This window comes from Nonomuraea sediminis, from assembly GCF_018531495.1.
Classification (GTDB): Bacteria; Actinomycetota; Actinomycetes; order Streptosporangiales; family Streptosporangiaceae; genus Nonomuraea; species Nonomuraea sediminis.
In genome coordinates this window covers 271,855-287,390 of sequence record NZ_JAHDTI010000001.1, presented here as the reverse complement: position 1 = coordinate 287,390, position 15,536 = coordinate 271,855, and the positions used below count along the sequence as shown (strand labels likewise).

The following is a 15,536-nucleotide window of genomic DNA, read 5'->3' as shown; positions in this document are numbered from 1 at the left end:
CGTCCCGGCTCGCCGTACAGGGCTCTATGTCCTGTACGGCGAGGCCGTGATCTCGTGGATGGTGTACCGGGCGTTGGCCGAGATGATCGGGTTGGTGCGCCGGTAGTAGGGAAGCTGGATGAGCGCCATCGACAATGCCCAGCCGCGCCCCCGCAGCCAGGTCGCCTCGTCGACGTCCAGCGCGTCACGGAAGACCCGCCGACCGGCCGCGGTCAGCAGGTTCCAGGCGGGGATGAGGTCACAGGCCGGATCCCCGACCCCGGCGGTCGCGAAGTCGAGCACCGCCGTGAGCCGCCCGTCGCGGGCGAGCAGGTTGCTGGGCATGAGATCCGAGTGCACCCAGCGGTGGGCCCCGGTCCAGGGCGCCGCCGCGAGCGACTCCTCCCACGCGACGGTCGCCGCCTCGAGGTCGAACGGCTCGTCGGTCTGACGCAGTTCCTCGATCGCCGCCCGCGTTCCGCGGTCGACCCCCGCCAGCGGCCCGCCCCGGTAGGCGAGCGGCCCCTCCTCGACCTCGGCCTTGCGCATGGCGTGCACGAACGCCGCCAGATCCGCCGCGAGCCCGTCGTCCGCCCGTCCCTCGACGGGCGGCGTCCCCTCGATCCACCGGTGGACCGCCCACGGCCACGGATACCCGTGCGCGGGCTCGCCCATCGCCACCACCGCGGGAATCGGCACCGGCAGCGCCGAGGCCAGCCTCGGCAGCCACCGCTGCTCGTGCTCGAGCGCCGCGACGCCGCCCTCGGTGAGCGGCAGCCGTACGGCAAGCCCCTCGCCGAGCCGGTAGATCGCGTTGACGGTGCCGCCCGAGGCCACCCGCTCCACGGGCAGCCCCGCCCACCGCGGGAACTGCCCGTGCACCAGCCGCCGCACGAGGTCCCCGTCGATGTCGGCCTCGTCGGCATGCATCTTGACCATCAGGGGGACGCGGTGAAGCGGAGGTGGAGGGTGGCGGGCGCGGCGCGCAGTTCGTACTGGGGGAGCGTGGCGGGACCGCAGGAGGCCGTGCCGATGCCGTGGTGTGCCAGGTCGAGGTTGATGTGGACGTGGTCTCCCGGCACCAGGTCGGGGCGGTGTCTGGCGGCGCGGAGCTGGGCGGTGGTCCAGCGGCGGGCCGTCAGCCCGAACAGGCCGGAGACGCGCAGACCGCCGCCGGGCCCGGTGAGGGTCGCCCAGCGGACATCGGAGCGATGACCGTTCTCCTGCGGATAGACGTAGGGCGTTTGCAGGTCGTCAACGGTGCTGGTCCAGCGGCCCACCCTGGTGGCGGCTCCCGTGTCGGGGTAGGACTCGCCGGGGCCGCGGCCGAACCAGGTCACCTCGGTGATCGTCGAGGGCAGCGCCAGAGTCAGGCCGAGGCGCGCGATCGGGTCGTTCCAGTCGCCTTCGGGAGTGATGTCGGCGGTGAGGTCGAGCCCGCCGTCCGCGGCCGACCATCGGTAGACGACCCGCATGCCGCGGTCGGTGGCGGCGGCCGCGACGCGGGTCCGCACCACCAGTTCCTCGCCCACCTGCTCGACGGCGTCGGTCCTGTGCGTGAGGCGGTGCAGGCCGAGCAGGTGCCAGCGCCACTCCAGCCCGGCCGACCGGTCGTTGTCGGTGGCCGCCCGCCACAGCTCCAGTCGCGGACCGTCCACGTCGAGCCCGAACAGCCGCGTCAGCCGGCCGCTCCGCCCGTCGAACACGCCGCCGCCGAGGACGATCTCACCCTCGCGCGCCTCCGCACGAGCCGAAGAGCCTCCCGAAGCAGGCGCGGTGACCGGGGACGCGTCGGACCGGGAGAGGCGGACCTGGCCCCAGCCGACCTCGTGCCCGGCGGCGGCCCACGGCTCGTCGGCCGCGAGCACCGCCCTGACCGTCAGCCACGTCTCGCCGCCGGCCGGGCCGTCCGCCGAAGCGGGCAGCTTCGCCGTGCCCCCTGACGCGGGCACCTCCAGAGGGAACGCCGACACGGGCTCGCCGTCGACCTCGATCACGCCCTCGAAGCGCAGGTGGGACAGGTCGCGGAAGCCGTACAGGTTGGCGACCTCGACGAACCCGTCGCCGAAGGAGAAGCGCAGCGGGGAGAAGACCTGCTTGAGGTCCAGCAGGCCGGGCGAGGGCGTCCTGTCGGGGAACACCAGCCCGTCCACGACGAAGTTCCCGTCGTGCAGCGGCTCGCCGTAGTCGCCGCCGTAGGCGTACTCGAGCGTGGGATGCCGCAGCCCGTGGTCGATCCACTCCCAGATGAACCCGCCGGCCAGCCGCGGATACCGGTCGAAGAGCTCCTGGTACTCCACCAGGCCGCCGGGTCCGTTGCCCATCGCGTGCGCGTACTCGCACTGCAGGAACGGCATCGCCCGCCGTCGCGCGTCCAGCTCGGGGTCGTCCAGGGGCTCCTCCGCCCGCTGCCCGATGGCCGCGACCTCCTCGTGTGAGGCGTACATCCGCGAGTACACGTCGGTGTGCGCGCACGACCAGTCGCCCTCGTAGTGCAGCGGCCGCGAGGGGTCCCGCTGCCGCGCCCAGTCGGCCATCACGGCCAGGTTCCGCCCGACGCCCGACTCGTTGCCCAGCGACCACATGAACACCGACGGGTGGTTCTTGTCCCGCTCGACCATCCGCCGCATCCGGTCGAGCAGCGCCGGAGCGTAGCGCGGGTCGTCGGTCGGGTTGCCGCGCCAGTCGATGTCCCCGAACCCGTGCGTCTCCAGGTCGCACTCGTCGATCACCCACAGCCCCAGCTCGTCGCACAGGTCGAGGAAGGCGGGGTGCGGCGGGTAGTGGCTGGTCCTGACCGCGTTGACGTTGTGCCGCTTCATCAGCAGCACGTCCTCGCGCATGGTCTCGTACGGCACGGCCCTGCCGTGCTCCGGGTGGAACTCGTGCCTGTTCACGCCGAGCAGCTTCAGCGGACGCCCGTTGGCCAGCAGCACCCCGTCCTCGATGGAGATCGTCCGGAACCCGATCCGGACGGAAACCACCTCATCCGGAAATTTCACGACCGCCGAGTACAGCCGCGGCGAGTCCGCCGACCAGGGCGACACCGGCACCGTGACCGGCTCGCCCGGAGCGAGATCCACGATCCCGAGCTCCTCGCACGACAGCAGCCCGCCGCCCTCGAAGCTCAGCGTGCCGAGCCCGTCGGCGTAGGAGGCGTGCACGAAGACGTCCGCCGACGACTTCGTCAGCGTCACCTCGCGGAAGATGCCCGGCATCCACCACATGTCCTGGTCTTCCAGGTAGCTGGCCGCCGACCACTGGTGCACCCGTACGGCGAGCAGGTTCGACCCCGGCCGCAGCCACGGCCCGGCGTCGAACTCCACCGGCAGCCTGCTCCCGGTCGTCGAGCCCAGCTCGTGCCCGTTCAGCCACACCGTGGCCGCGCAGTCGACCCCTTCGAACCGCAGCCGGCCCCCGCTCCAGCCCGACGGCAGCTCGAAGAGGCGCCGGTAGTCGCCTGTCGGGTTCTCGTCGGGCACGAACGGCGGATCGACGGGGAACGGGAAGGCCACGTTGGTGTAGGCGGGCGCGCCGTACCCGTGCAGCACCCAGTGCGAAGGGACGGGCAGCTCGTCCCAGCCGGAATCGTCGAAGGCCGGATCGGCGAAGGCGTCGGACACGTGCGCCGTGGCCGACAGGCGGAACCGCCACAGACCGTTGAGGTCGAGCGCGGCCGCGTCGGAGTGGAGGGCAGCCCGGGGTTCGAGCCGCCCGGTGCCGGGGGTGTAAGCGTGGAGATCCATCGCTCGAGAGCCTACGGGTAACGGTTCGGCCCGTCACCGGTCAATCTTGCGACCGTATCCCGGCGCTCCTGCCGCATCTCCCACGCCGACCTGGCGACGAACCGCAGCAGCCCGGCCCTGTCGGTGCCGCGCCCGCGCAGCGCGCGCCACGTCCACGCGGCCAGCCTGGCCGTGGTCAGCGCCTCGGCCGGCCGTACGATCCGCGAGTAGACGTCCAGGAAGCGGGTCATCAGCGCGGGATCGTCCCGCAGCGCCCGGTGCATCTCGACGTCGAGCGGGCCGACAGGGTCGGCGCGGCCCATCCGGTCGGTCCAGTAGAACGTCTCCAGGCACTCCCTGTCGCGCCGCCGCTCCCAGTCGCGCAGCGGAGTCCCGGCGGCGACGGCCTCGCCGAGCAGGCGGCCGAACCGCAGGGCGTCGCGGATGCCCTGCGCGGTGACGGGGTCCTTGAAGTGGCCCGCGTCGCCCGCCAGCGCCCAGCCGGGACCGGTGGACGGCCGGAAGTACGACTCCAGCCCGGATGCGCCGAACACCCTGGACGCCCGGGTGCACCCGGCCAGGCGCTTGGCCAGGTCGGGCAGCCCTTCGGCGATCGTCCGCTCGTACTCGCGCTCGGGATCGGCCGCGAAGTCGGCGCGGCGGGCGTCCGGCGGCATGAGCAGCACCAGCGTGAGCCCGCCGTCGCACGGGAAGGCCGTGCCCAGCTCGGCTTCCTGCCGCCACTGCGCCGCGATCGGCCGCAGCTCCTCGTGCGGGTCGTCGTAGTAGGCGTAGTAGCAGGCCCTGCCGTCCCGCCTGCTCAGGTACGGCTCGGCCGCCCCTGCCAGCCTGGCGACCGTGGACCTGCGCCCGTCGGCCCCGATGACGACCGGGGCGCGCAACCGGTAGGCCCGCCCGCCGCGGGCGGCGACCTCGACGCCGGTGACGCGCCCGCCCTCGCGCAGCAGCCCGGTCACCCGGTGCCCTTCGCGGATCTCGGCGCCCGCCTCCCTGGCGGTCTCGACCAGCGCCAGGTCCAGGCCCGCGCGCCGTACGCACATCGCGTAGCCGATACCGTCGACGGCGCTGTAGCCGCCGAGCGCGCGGATGCCGGGGATCTCGACCGAGGCCGTGGGCAGGCGGGGCGCGCCCAGCGCCTCGACGCGGGACAGGGCGCCCAGCCGGGCGAGCTCGGCCAGCCCGCCCGGCCACAGCAGGTGCGTGGAGATCGTCGTGGAGGGGAAGCGCGCGGAGTCGACCGCCGTCACCCGCAGCCCCGCCTTGGCCAGGGCGATGGCGGCGGCCGACCCCGCGCAGCGGGCCCCGACGATCACGACGTCGGTGTCCGTCATGGCCATCGGGTGTCGCGGACGTCCCACTTGTTGGGCAGGCCGAGCCGGTAGCGCACCCTGTCCTCGGCCTTGTCCAGGTCGAACAGCGGCGAGCGGTAGAGCTGGTGCACCGAGCAGCGCGGCGCGCTCGAGCCCGCCGCGTCGAGCAGCGCGTTGACCGCCAGGCGGGCGCCCTGGTTGGCGCCCTCCATCGTGGTCACGTTGATGGGCGTGCGGACCCAGTCGCCGGCCAGGAACAGGTTCTGGATCCCCGTCCTGGAGTCCGGCCGCAGCGCCCACGAGCCGGGGTGCTGGATGAACAGCGGCTCGTCGTTGGTGCCGCTCTGGATGGCCGGGTCGAGGAACCAGGAGTGCAGCATGTCGTCGGTCAGCCGGGTGCCGGTGTCGTTGAGGTGGGCCTTGATCTCCGCCCAGGCCTCGGCGGCGATCTCCTGCGGGGTGCAGTCGACGGCCTTCCTGCCGTTGAAGGTGCCGGGGGTGAACCAGTCGGAGATGATCGTGGACAGGCAGTCCTTGACGGTGCCGTCGCCGTAGGTGGAGAAGTCTCGCTTCCAGAACTGGGCCTGGCTGATCGAGGTGACCGCCCAGGCCGAGTCGACGTAGTTGACGTGGCCCGGGGTGAGCGGGAACTCCTGCTTGAGGTAGAACATGAGCCCGTTCATCCAGTCCTGGCGGAGCCTGGCGATGTTGCCCAGCCGGGCGTCGGCGGCCACCAGGGCCGGGCTCATCAGCTTGGCGGCCCGCTCCGACGGCATCGAGACGACGAACCAGTCGGCGTCGATCGTCCTGCCCGCCGACGCGGCCGAGGCGATCTTCCCGTTGACCAGGTTCAGCCCGTCGACCGCCCAGCCCACGTTGAACTTCACGCCCCTGGAGCCCAGGTGGGAGACCCACGGGTCGATCCACATCTCGCTGGTCGCCCCGTCGAGCACCCGGTCGACCGAGCCGCCCGGCTCGTTGCCCAGGCCCAGCGCGCTCCACAGGGTGGCCTCGCCGACCAGGCCGATCGAGTGGGTGCTGGCGTCCTTGGACTTGGTGGCCGCCAGGTTGCGGATCGTGCCGTCGGCCACGAACTTGTTGTACTCGTCGGAGAACCAGCCGGACCTGACGAAGTCGGCCCAGGTGAGCCGGTCCCACTGCCCTAATCGGCGCTCGTCGCAGCTGGTGGCGTAGACGCCGATCTTCTGCGCGAAGAACTCCGCCTCGCTGAAGGACAGCTTGAACAGCGTCTGCAGCCCCGAGATGACCGTCGAGACGAGGCTGGCCAGGTCGTAGATGCGCGGGTTGGGCGGCAGCGGGAACGGGAACGGCGCGGTCAGGTCCGGCCGCCCCTGCCGCGCCATCAGGTAGGAGGTGGCGCGCGTCAGATTGCCCCAGCAGCCGTCGGCGTTGCCCGGGTACGGCGTGCGCCGCATCGTGTCGGTGAGGTCGAAGTAGAAGCCGGGGAAGAAACGGAACCCGTGCTCGCCGGGTAAGTTCCCCGGCGCGGTGATGCTGCGCGCCTTCCCGCCCAGCGCCTTGCGCTCGTAGACGGTGACGTCGAAGCCCCGCTCGACCAGCTCGTGCGCGGCCGAGAGCCCAGCCACACCGCCGCCCAGGACGGCCACCCTCTTCCCCGGTGCGGAGCTCGCGGCGCCCAGCACGCCGACCGTCGCGGCCGCCGCTGTGATCTTCAGGAAGTCCCTGCGCGTGCCCTCACTCATCGTGCCTCCAAGGCGTGAGGTGGCTGTTGCAGAGATTCGTAACACGTTATTGGCGCTCCGCCAATAGACGCTGACGGTGTGATAATCCATCCATGGGACGCATGGACCCCGACGACCGCCGCCAGCAGATCCTCGACCGCGCGCAGACGCTGTTCCGCGAGCGCCCGTACGAGTCGGTGTCCAACACCGAGATCGCCGCCGCGGCGGGGGTCAGCCGGGGGCTGCTCAACCACTACTTCGGCACCAAGCGCGAGCTCTACCTGGCCGCGGTGGCGGACCTGCTGAGCGTCCCCCCGGTGCCCGTGCCCGAGTACGTCGAGGGCGCCAGCGTCCGCGACCGGGTGTGCGAGAGCGTCAACGGCTGGCTGGAACTGCTGGAACGCAACCAGGAGACATGGCTGACCGCCCTGTCGACGCAGGGCGACCCGGAGCTCGAGGCGATCGTGGACGCGGCCCGCGAGCGGGTGGTCGACCACATCATCGAGGTGGTCGGCCTCGGCCCGGTCTCGCGCACCCACCCTGAGGTGCGCGGGATGCTGCGCGGCTTCTCCGGCATGGCCGAGGCCACGTCGGCCGAGTGGCTCAGGCGCGGCAGGCTCACCCGGCACCAGGCCCACGTCTTCCTGGAGGAGACGCTGGTCAAGCTGCTGGAGGAGATCATCCCGCACGTCCTGGACTAGGGTGTGCGGACCATGGGGCGAACGCTGATCACCGGGGTGACCGTCTGGGGCGGGGCCGGATGCGAGCCCGAGCCCGGATGGGTGCTGCTCGACGGTGAGCGGATCGCCGCCACCGGGCAGGACGAGCCCCCGGCCGCCGACGTAGTGGTCGAGCTGCCGGGGCGGCACGTGCTGCCGGGGTTCGTCGACACGCACACCCACCTGACCGTGGCCGCCTGGCAGCCGAGCGGAGGAGACGCCGCCGCGTGGACCGGCCTCCGCGACGCGCTGCACGCCGTTCGGACCGCCGCCGAGGCCGCGCCGCACGCCCCGTGGCTGCTGTTCTGGAACGCCTCCCTGCACGCCTGGCCCGAGGGCCGCCTGCCCACGGCGGCCGAACTGGACGAGGCCGCACCCGGCAGGAAGGTCCTCGTCAGCGGCGTCGACCTGCACAGGGGCGCCGTCTCAAGCCCCGCCCTGCACCTGGCCGTGGGCGAGCCCGGCGACCTCACCAAGACGGGCGAGGTGTGGGAGGCCGCCTACGGCCGCGTGCTCCGGCAGGCTCTGGCCGACCTGGCGGAGGCCGCCGACCCGGAGGAGGCGCTGCTCGCCGAGGCGCGCAGGCACCTCGCGCTGGGCATCACGCACGCCCACGACCCCTACGTCCCGCCGTCCGCGCACGACCGCATGCGCCGCCTGGCCGCCGCCACCCCCCTGCGCCTGTCCTGGGCGACCGGCCCCGAGACCGGCATCTTCGACGCCCCCTCTCGTGAGGCCCCGGAGGGCCCGTACGGCGAGGCCGTCAGGGAGGTCAAGATCTTCCTCGACGGCGCGGACCGGTGCGCGCTCCGGGTTCCAGCGGCCGCGCTTCCCGGCATGGTCGGCGGCACCGTGGCCGAGGCGCTGCGCCGCAGGGCGTTCGGCCCGATCCGCGAGGGCATGCGCAGGAAGATGGCCTTCACCAGGGGCGGCGTCGAGCTGCCCTACCTGCGCTTCACCGACGACGCCCTGGTCAGGGTGCTCGCCGCCTACGCGGAGGAAGGGATCGCGCTGCGGATCCACGCCCTGGGCAACCTGGCCGCCGAGCAGGCCGCCAGGGCGGTCACGAAGACCGGCGCCAGGGCCACCCTCGACCACCTCACCGGCCTCGACCGCAGGACCGCCGACCTGATCGCCGCCTCCGGCGCGTACGCCGCCGTCCAGCCCGGGTTCGTGACCAGGTTCGGCGGGCAGTTCGCCACCACCGGGCTCGACCGGCACCTGGCCGTCGCCGGGGCCCGCCTGCTGACCGACGCGGGGATCCCGCCGGTGATCAGCTCAGACCACCCCTGCGGGGCCCTCGACCCGCTGGTCAACCTGCGCGTCGCGGCCCGCCGGACGTTCCAGCCCGAGCAGTCGATCGGGTACGGCCAGGCCGTCGCGGCGGCCACCACCCGCGCCGCCGCGTCCATCGGGGCGCCGGGGGCGGGCGGCATCGCGCCCGGCGAGGTGGCCGACCTGGCGATCTGCGACGGCCACCCGTTCGACGACGGCACCCGCTGCGAGCAGACCTGGGTGGCGGGCAAGCGTACGTAGAGCGCGTATTTATCAGTGTTCGATATGTTTCGCGTCTATGACCCGCTTGAGCCCCCGACTCGGACCGCTCACCGCCAGGGAACACTGGCGCCGGATCCGGCTGCAGGCCTACTCGTGGCTGCTGACCGGCGCCTACCGGCTGGGCGCGCTGCACCCGGTGATCTGGCGGTTCGTGGCCAGGACCTACCATCCGGTCCTGGACCGGGTCGCGGCCAGGCACGCGCTGGTGGCCTGCAAGTTCGCGGCCGTGGACGTGCCCGCCTACCGTGACTTCCTGCGGGGGAACGGGGCCGCGGGCGCGCGGCGGCTGGCCGACTTCCCCGAGACGACCAAGCAGAACTACGCCGCCGTCTACGACGAGGAGAGCCGCTGCCAGGAGGGCCGGCTGCACCGTCCCGGCGTGATGGTGGACGAGTCGTCGGGGTCGAGCGGCAAGCCGTACAACTGGGTGCGCGGGCCGCGCGAGCTGAAGGGGATCTACCGCAACGCGGCCGGGTACATCGAGCTGGTCTTCCCCGGCAAGCGGCTGTTCGTGATCAACGCCTACTCGATGGGCGCCTGGGCGACGGGCACCACCACGGGCGCGGCGATGGCCATGATCGCCATGGTCAAGAACACCGGCCCGGACCTGGACAAGATCGCCGACACGCTCGAGCACTTCGGGCCCGGCTACAACTACGTCGTCTGCGCCTACCCGCCCTTCCTCAAGCACCTGCGTGACCGGCTCGACCAGAGCGGATTCCCCTGGGCCGAGTACCGCATCAGCGGCCAGGTGGGCGGCGAGGGCATGACCGAGGCGCTGCGCGACTACCTGGAGGAGCGCTTCGAGGAGGTCAGGTCGGGCTACGGCGCCAGCGACCTGACGATCGGGATGGGCGCCGAGAGCGGCTTCACGGTGTGGCTGCGCAAGCGGCTGGCCACCGACCAGGACCTGCGCGAGCGGCTGCTCGGGCCGGGGGAGCAGCGGCTGCCGATGATCTTCCACTACAACCCGCTGGAGACGTTCCTGGAGATCAACGCCGCCGGCGAGCTGCTGTGCACCATCAACACCAAGAGCTGCCTGCAGCCCAAGCTGCGCTACAACGTCGGCGACGAGGCTCAACTGCACCCGCTGGCCGAGGTCAGGCAGGTGCTCGGCGACGACTACGCGTCGGGGTGGACCGACGAGCGGATGAACCTGCCGCTGCTGTTCCTGTTCGGGCGCAAGGACTCGACGATCTCCTACATGGGCGCCAACCTCTACCCGCAGGACGTCGAGTACGGCCTGTATGAGGGCAACCCGTACGCCGCGTCCATCGCCAGGTTCTGCCTGTCGCTGGAGGAGCTGCCCGGCCTGGAGTACCGGCCGGTCATCAACATCGAGCTGCGCGAGGGCGCCGAGCCCGACCGCGAGGCGCTGGCCGAGATCTGCCGCAAGGGGGTGGTCGCCCACCTGGCGCGGGTCTCACGCGACTTCGCCGAGTCGCTGAAGGAGGACCCGACGACCGCCGACCTGCGCGTCAAGATCTTCGACCCGGGCCAGGGCCCGTTCGCCGCGCTCACCAAGATGAAGAACACCTATCTTGTTTGAGATCCTCAGTCGATACGAGGCTAAGGGCCCATGGGTGCCTAGTACTCCACCGACGCTTCGCGATCTTCGGTGTCGAGGTCGCATGGGAACGGCCACTGCATGATCATGCGGAGTTCGTGAAGACAACCGAAGATCGCGCAGTGGCCGCGCGCGACAGCGCAGACCCTGACGCGCTGGTCAGAGTGGCGCCACCGCCATCAAGCAACAGCCCGACATTGCCACTACCAGCGCAGATCTCGGTGGAGCCGCGGTCATCCGCGGCTCCACCGCCGCAGCGTGAGCAGTCCCGGATGCAGCTTGCGTAGCGCGGGGATGTCGGCGCGGAAGCCGGACTCCCCGAACCAGAAGATCATCCGGCTCTCCTTGCCGAACACGTGCAGCACCGGCGGCGGCAGCCTCCAGTAGCGTTTGCCCACCGTGGCCGCCACCTCGGGGATCGTCAGCTCGTCACCGGCCAGTTCCAGCTCCTGCCCCAGGTAGGTGTCCGGGTTCTCGAACGCCAGCCGCGCGAAGCTCCCGATGTCGGCCACCGCGATCATCTGCAGCTTCTTCTCGCGCTTCAGCACTGCGGCCATCATCCCGATGCCGATGCTGGCCCCCGTGCTCGTGAACGCCTCCATGAACGTGGTGGGTCTCAAGATCGTGTACGGCATGCGCCTGACGTGCCGCTCGATCTCCCATTTGGTGTCGAAGTGCGGGATGCCGCGAACGCGCTCCACTCCCCCGGCGCTGGTGTAGACGAAGTGGGATACGCCCGCTTCCTCGGCGGCCTCGGCCAGCGTGACGCCCTGCTGTATCTCCTGCTTGCCGCGTTGCTGCACCGAGAAGACGCCGTACGCGCCGTGGAGCGCGCGCTTCACCGCGGCACGGTCGGTGAGTTCCCCCTCGACCACCTCGACGCCTCGCCTGGCCAGGGCCTTCGCGGCTTCCGAACTCGCGTTCCTGGTCAGGCCCCTGACGTGCCAGCCGCCACCGTCGATCAGGGCATCGACCACCGCTCCGCCCTGGTTCCCCGTGGCCCCTGCCACTAGGATAGTCCTTACATGGTTCATACTTACATAGTTCACTATTTCTGGCGGGGTGTACATGGCCAATCCGAAACGGCTCGGCGAACTCATCCAAGCCGCCTCCCGCCGCTTCGCTCAGCAGGGCCTCGCTCGCTTCGCCGCCCACGGGCTCTCGCCTTCCCGGGTCCGGCTGCTCACGCTGGTGAGCGAGACGCCCGGAATGCGCATGGTCGAAGCGGCTCAGGCTCTGGGCGTCAGCCAGCGCGCCGTGACCGCGCTGGTCGACGCACTGGAATCGGAAGGCTTGGCGCGCCGCCGTCCCGACCCGTCCGACCGGCGGGCGCTACGCCTGGAGTTGACCGCTGCCGGGCGGGAGGCGCTGGCTACGATCGGAGATCTGCAGGAGCAGGTGAGCTCGGACATCTTCGCCGGGCTCTCCTCCGCGGATCAGTCGGAGCTTGAGCGGCTCCTTGTGGCCTTCTTGGAGGGAGAATCGCGCTAGTCGCGTTCTCCATCACGCCGCTCGGCGTTGGGGAAGGGGTCTCCGAGCCGGTCGCTCGCGCCGTCAAGGTCGTGCGTGACAGCGGGCTTCCTAACCGGACCGACGCTATGTTCACCACGGTCAAGGGTGAATGGGACGAGGTGATGGACGTGGTACGGCGCGCGGTCGCCGCGGTGGCGGAGGTAGCCCCTCGCGTCAGCCTCGTCCTCAAGGCCGACGTCCGCCCGGGGTTACCGACGGGCTCCACTCCAAGGTGGACGCGATCGAACGCCACCTGTCCGAGTAGACCCACCTCCCGAACCACCACACAGGCACCACCACGCGCGCTCGCACCGCCGCGACGTGCGCAGCACGACCCGCGTGCGCAGCACCACCGCGTCCGCAGCACGACCCGCACGCGCGCCCTGGCCACCGCTCACACAAGCAGCACCCGCACCATCACCACCGCCACGTGCGCAGCACGACCCGCGCGTGCACAGCACGACCCGCGCGCGCGGCCTGGCCACCGCTCACGCGAGCGGCATCCGCGCGGGCACGACGCCGCACGCGCTGGCACCACCCGCCACACACGCTCGCATCACCCGCCACGCGCGCGGCATGACCAGCACATGCGTGAGCATGGCGGCAGCCGACGCGGCGGTAGCGAGGAGGGTCGCATCAGCAGCACGGTCACGCCCTCGCAACCCGGCCACGCCCTCGCCGGTTCGGCCACGCTCTGGAGGCGCGGTGCGATCCGGTCTGAGGCCGGACGGAGCTCTGGGGCAAGTTCCGGAGTGCCGTCGCGTACTGTGCGGCCGGCGGGCGTACACGGTCCCCTGTCGCGCAGGTCCGTGTAGACCGCGTGACTCGAAAGGTAACGCCGGCCCAGGCCGAAACATCCGGTGATCCCGTTCCGGGAGTAGTGATCCTCCACCCGGGTGATGCAGCCTTGTGACCTTGCTGTATGCGGGGTCACACCCGAGACGGTGCGGCGGGTGAGACCGCCTCGGCAGTGAATCACGCCGGATGCGGCAGGTCCATCGATGCGAGCCTGGCCGGGTCGATCACGGCCGCGATGCCGGCGATCCGGCCGTCGACGACAGTGAACGCGATGACCGAGAGCGGGGTGCCGTCCTCGCGCCACGAGACGATCCCGGGAAGGCCGTTGACGAGCACCTCCAGGCCTCGCACGGCCGCGCCGGCGCCCAAACGGCGGCGCGCGCCGGCGGCGACCTCGGTGGCGCCGAGGACGACGACCACACCGCCGGGGGTGTCGACGGTCAGCTTCACCTCGGGGTCGAGCACGCGCAGCAACCCCTCGAAGTCGCCGTGACGTGCCGCCGCCAGGTAGGCCTGGACGACCTGGCGCTGCTCCCGTCCGACGGTCGCCGGCCGCTCGGTCGCCTGCACCTTCCTGCGGGCGCGGCTGGCGAGCATCTTGGTGGCGTCGGTGGACTTGCCGAGGATCTGTGCGATCTCGTCGAACGGCACCGCGAACAGGTCGTGCAGCACGAACGCCAGCCGCTCGCTCGGCCTGAGCGATTCCAGGACGACGAGGAGCGCGAGCCCGACCGAGTCGGCGAGCGCCACGTCGTCCTCCGGCGCGGGGCCGTCGTCGACCGTCACGACGAGCTCGGGCAGCCGGTCGTCGTAGGACGCCTCAGGGCGGGCCTGGCGCGATCGCAGGACGTCGAGGCTGATCCGGCCGACCACCGTGGTCAGCCAACCGGCGAGGTTGTGGATGGTGGCCGTGTCCTGGCGGGAGAGCCGCAGCCACGCCTCCTGGACCGCGTCCTCGGCGTCGGCGTGCGATCCGAGCATGCGGTAGGCGACCGCGCGCAGCCGGTCGCGCTGCGCCTCGAACGCCTCGGCCACCGGGTCCGCCGGGCTGCTGTCGTACATGTTGTTACCTTCCTCGGAACTGCCTCGTCATGGGTGATGACGAGCCCGGATGGGCGCAGGTAACCGATGAAGGGGCAAGAACCATGGAAGCACGTATGAAGAGCAAGGCGAACCCCGACGTGACCACCGCGATCCAGCACCTCTACACGGCGATTCACGCCGGCGGCGCCGACCCGCGCCTGCTCGAGCTGGTCCACCTGAGGGCCAGCCAGATCAACGGCTGCAGCCCGTGCGTTTTCGCCGGGGTCGCGTCGGCCAAGAGGCACGGAGAGACCGATGAGCGGCTGCACAACGTGGTCACGTGGCGGGAGACGCCGTTCTTCACCGAGGCGGAGCGGGCGGCGCTCGCGCTGACCGAGGCCGCCACCCGGATCCAGGACGGCGCGCCGGGCGTGACCGACGAGATCTGGGACGTCGCCGCGGCTCACTTCGACGAGACGCAGCTGTCCTCGATCATCCTGGAGATCGCGCTGACCAACTTCTTCAACCGGATCAACCGCACTATTCGGGAGCAGGCTGGCAAGACCTGGTAAGCCGGGTATCGGGGACGCGACAGGCGTCTCGACTCCGGTGCGGAAGCAGTCCCCGCCGACCGCCCAGGTCGCTGTGATCGCCTTGCGCCCGAAGGCTCCCGAGGTCGCGTAGGGCACATACTCGTCGCCCTTGAACAGGTACAGGTCGCCCGCGGTGCCCGGGGCACCGCGGGCGGCGTCGATTCCGGAGGCGAACCTTGAGTCCCGGTCAGCCCCCGGCCAGCTTCTTGGTCGGCAGTTCATCCGTGGCCGTGACCTCGCGGACGAGCTCCGAGCTCCACGGACACCAGTGGCAACCGGGGAGGAACGCGCCGCACGCCTCGTCCAGGTGCTCCTCGGTGTAGGGGATGGTGGCGTCGCAGACCTCGATGGCCATCGCGAAGAACTGGATGGTGCCGGGGTCCAGGTGGTAGCTCCACCTGGGGTTGTAGGGAGCGGGCCGTTTGATGATCCTGCCCATCACGTGGATCTTCTCAGTCTCTTCGCCGCGCAGGATCTTGCGGGCCTCCTCGATTCTGTCGGGGTCGGTCAGCTTGAAGATGAACTCCTCGCCGCTGACGTCCTTGAACGCAAAGTAGGCCTCGGCCATCAGGTCCCTCACTCTCGGTATCGCTCGCAGCACTCTGTGCCAGATAGGCGATTCCCTGCACGCCGTGCTTGTACGGGGGTGCGTTGGTAATGGGCGTGGAAACAACCCCTGGTGGCCCCGTCAGCCCGGCCGACGGCAGGGCGTTCGATGGAATGAGCTGCTCGCGGGAGCGAGATGGACGCGACGGGACTGCTGGGCACGGCCTTGGCCGTCGGCGCGGGACCGGTCGGGTTGACGATGGCGGCCGAACTACGCTGCCACGGCACGGATCCAGGCGGTCGTCGACCGGCTCGTCCCTGGGAAGCCGGCGGTGCGCAACCTGCGCTGGTCGTCGCTGTTCGGCATCAGCCACGGCACCGTCGACCGCCACGACCGAGTTGGCGGGCGGGCCGTACACCCTGCACCAACGGCGCCACGGCGCGCTCACCCACGTCTGGGTGCGCGGGGATGTGGGGCGGTGT

12 protein-coding genes and 1 pseudogene are annotated in these 15,536 nt (G+C 71.2%); 6 read left to right on the top strand and 7 right to left on the bottom strand.

The genetic code is table 11. The features are described 5' to 3' along the window. Window positions 1–24: 24 nt before the first annotated feature. From KIK09_RS01270 to KIK09_RS01255, 4 genes are read right to left on the bottom strand one after another with little or no spacing between them, the layout of a single operon-like run. A complete protein-coding gene (locus KIK09_RS01270) occupies window positions 25–918 on the bottom strand; it encodes an aminoglycoside phosphotransferase family protein (protein ID WP_214316734.1) in 894 nt (297 codons plus the stop codon). Beyond that, the gene (locus KIK09_RS01265; protein WP_214316733.1) at window positions 918–3,725 is read right to left on the bottom strand and encodes a glycoside hydrolase family 2 TIM barrel-domain containing protein; all 2,808 of its coding nucleotides are present in this window, start codon (window positions 3,723–3,725) and stop codon (window positions 918–920) included. Before KIK09_RS01265 ends, KIK09_RS01270 begins: the two co-directional genes overlap by 1 nt. Before the next feature lie 11 nt (window positions 3,726–3,736). After that, on the bottom strand, window positions 3,737–5,056 hold the full coding sequence (locus KIK09_RS01260; RefSeq protein ID WP_214316732.1) for an NAD(P)/FAD-dependent oxidoreductase: 1,320 nt from the start codon (window positions 5,054–5,056) through the stop codon (window positions 3,737–3,739). Next, entirely contained in the window at window positions 5,053–6,759 is a 1,707-nt protein-coding gene (locus KIK09_RS01255) for a hydroxysqualene dehydroxylase (protein WP_214316731.1), read from the bottom strand. Before KIK09_RS01255 ends, KIK09_RS01260 begins: the two co-directional genes overlap by 4 nt. Before the next feature lie 92 nt (window positions 6,760–6,851). On the opposite strand from KIK09_RS01255, the gene KIK09_RS01250 reads away from it, so the two are divergent. Genes KIK09_RS01250 through KIK09_RS01240 form a run of 3 tightly spaced genes read left to right on the top strand, consistent with a single transcriptional unit; the run spans window position 6,852 to window position 10,563 of the window. Further along, window positions 6,852–7,439 carry a TetR/AcrR family transcriptional regulator gene (locus tag KIK09_RS01250; protein ID WP_214316730.1) on the top strand — a complete coding sequence of 196 codons (588 nt, stop codon included), beginning with the start codon at window positions 6,852–6,854 and terminating at the stop codon, window positions 7,437–7,439. 12 nt (window positions 7,440–7,451) lie between these two features. Further along, window positions 7,452–8,993 (top strand): amidohydrolase family protein, encoded by a 1,542-nt coding sequence (locus KIK09_RS01245; RefSeq protein ID WP_214316729.1) that lies wholly within the window; start codon window positions 7,452–7,454, stop codon window positions 8,991–8,993. Window positions 8,994–9,030: 37 nt separating this feature from the next. Continuing rightward, window positions 9,031–10,563, top strand: a complete 1,533-nt coding sequence (locus tag KIK09_RS01240; protein ID WP_214316728.1) for a phenylacetate--CoA ligase family protein — start codon at window positions 9,031–9,033, stop codon at window positions 10,561–10,563. Window positions 10,564–10,814: 251 nt separating this feature from the next. On the opposite strand, the gene KIK09_RS01235 is transcribed toward KIK09_RS01240, so the two are convergent. Further along, complete coding sequence (locus KIK09_RS01235) at window positions 10,815–11,591, bottom strand: NmrA/HSCARG family protein (RefSeq protein ID WP_214316727.1); 777 nt, start codon at window positions 11,589–11,591, stop codon at window positions 10,815–10,817. Between the two features lie 58 nt (window positions 11,592–11,649). Here KIK09_RS01235 and KIK09_RS01230 point away from each other — a divergent pair, with 58 nt between their 5' ends. Together KIK09_RS01230 and KIK09_RS01225 are read left to right on the top strand one after the other, a co-directional pair. Beyond that, on the top strand, window positions 11,650–12,072 hold the full coding sequence (locus KIK09_RS01230) for a MarR family winged helix-turn-helix transcriptional regulator (protein WP_214316726.1): 423 nt from the start codon (window positions 11,650–11,652) through the stop codon (window positions 12,070–12,072). Beyond that, window positions 12,063–12,358: pseudogene (locus tag KIK09_RS01225) on the top strand (MTH1187 family thiamine-binding protein). The gene KIK09_RS01230 and the pseudogene KIK09_RS01225 overlap by 10 nt, the downstream one beginning before the upstream one ends. 710 nt (window positions 12,359–13,068) lie before the next feature. On the opposite strand, the gene KIK09_RS01220 reads toward KIK09_RS01225, so the two are convergent. Next, window positions 13,069–13,953 (bottom strand): sigma-70 family RNA polymerase sigma factor, encoded by an 885-nt coding sequence (locus KIK09_RS01220; RefSeq protein ID WP_214316725.1) that lies wholly within the window; start codon window positions 13,951–13,953, stop codon window positions 13,069–13,071. A gap of 83 nt (window positions 13,954–14,036) precedes the next feature. On the opposite strand from KIK09_RS01220, the gene KIK09_RS01215 reads away from it, so the two are divergent. After that, the gene (locus tag KIK09_RS01215) at window positions 14,037–14,486 is read left to right on the top strand and encodes a carboxymuconolactone decarboxylase family protein (protein WP_214316724.1); all 450 of its coding nucleotides are present in this window, start codon (window positions 14,037–14,039) and stop codon (window positions 14,484–14,486) included. A 208-nt stretch (window positions 14,487–14,694) separates the two neighbouring features. On the opposite strand, the gene KIK09_RS01210 is transcribed toward KIK09_RS01215, so the two are convergent. Then, window positions 14,695–15,087, bottom strand: a complete 393-nt coding sequence (locus KIK09_RS01210; RefSeq protein WP_308163879.1) for a BP74-related protein — start codon at window positions 15,085–15,087, stop codon at window positions 14,695–14,697. Window positions 15,088–15,536 lie beyond the last annotated feature (449 nt).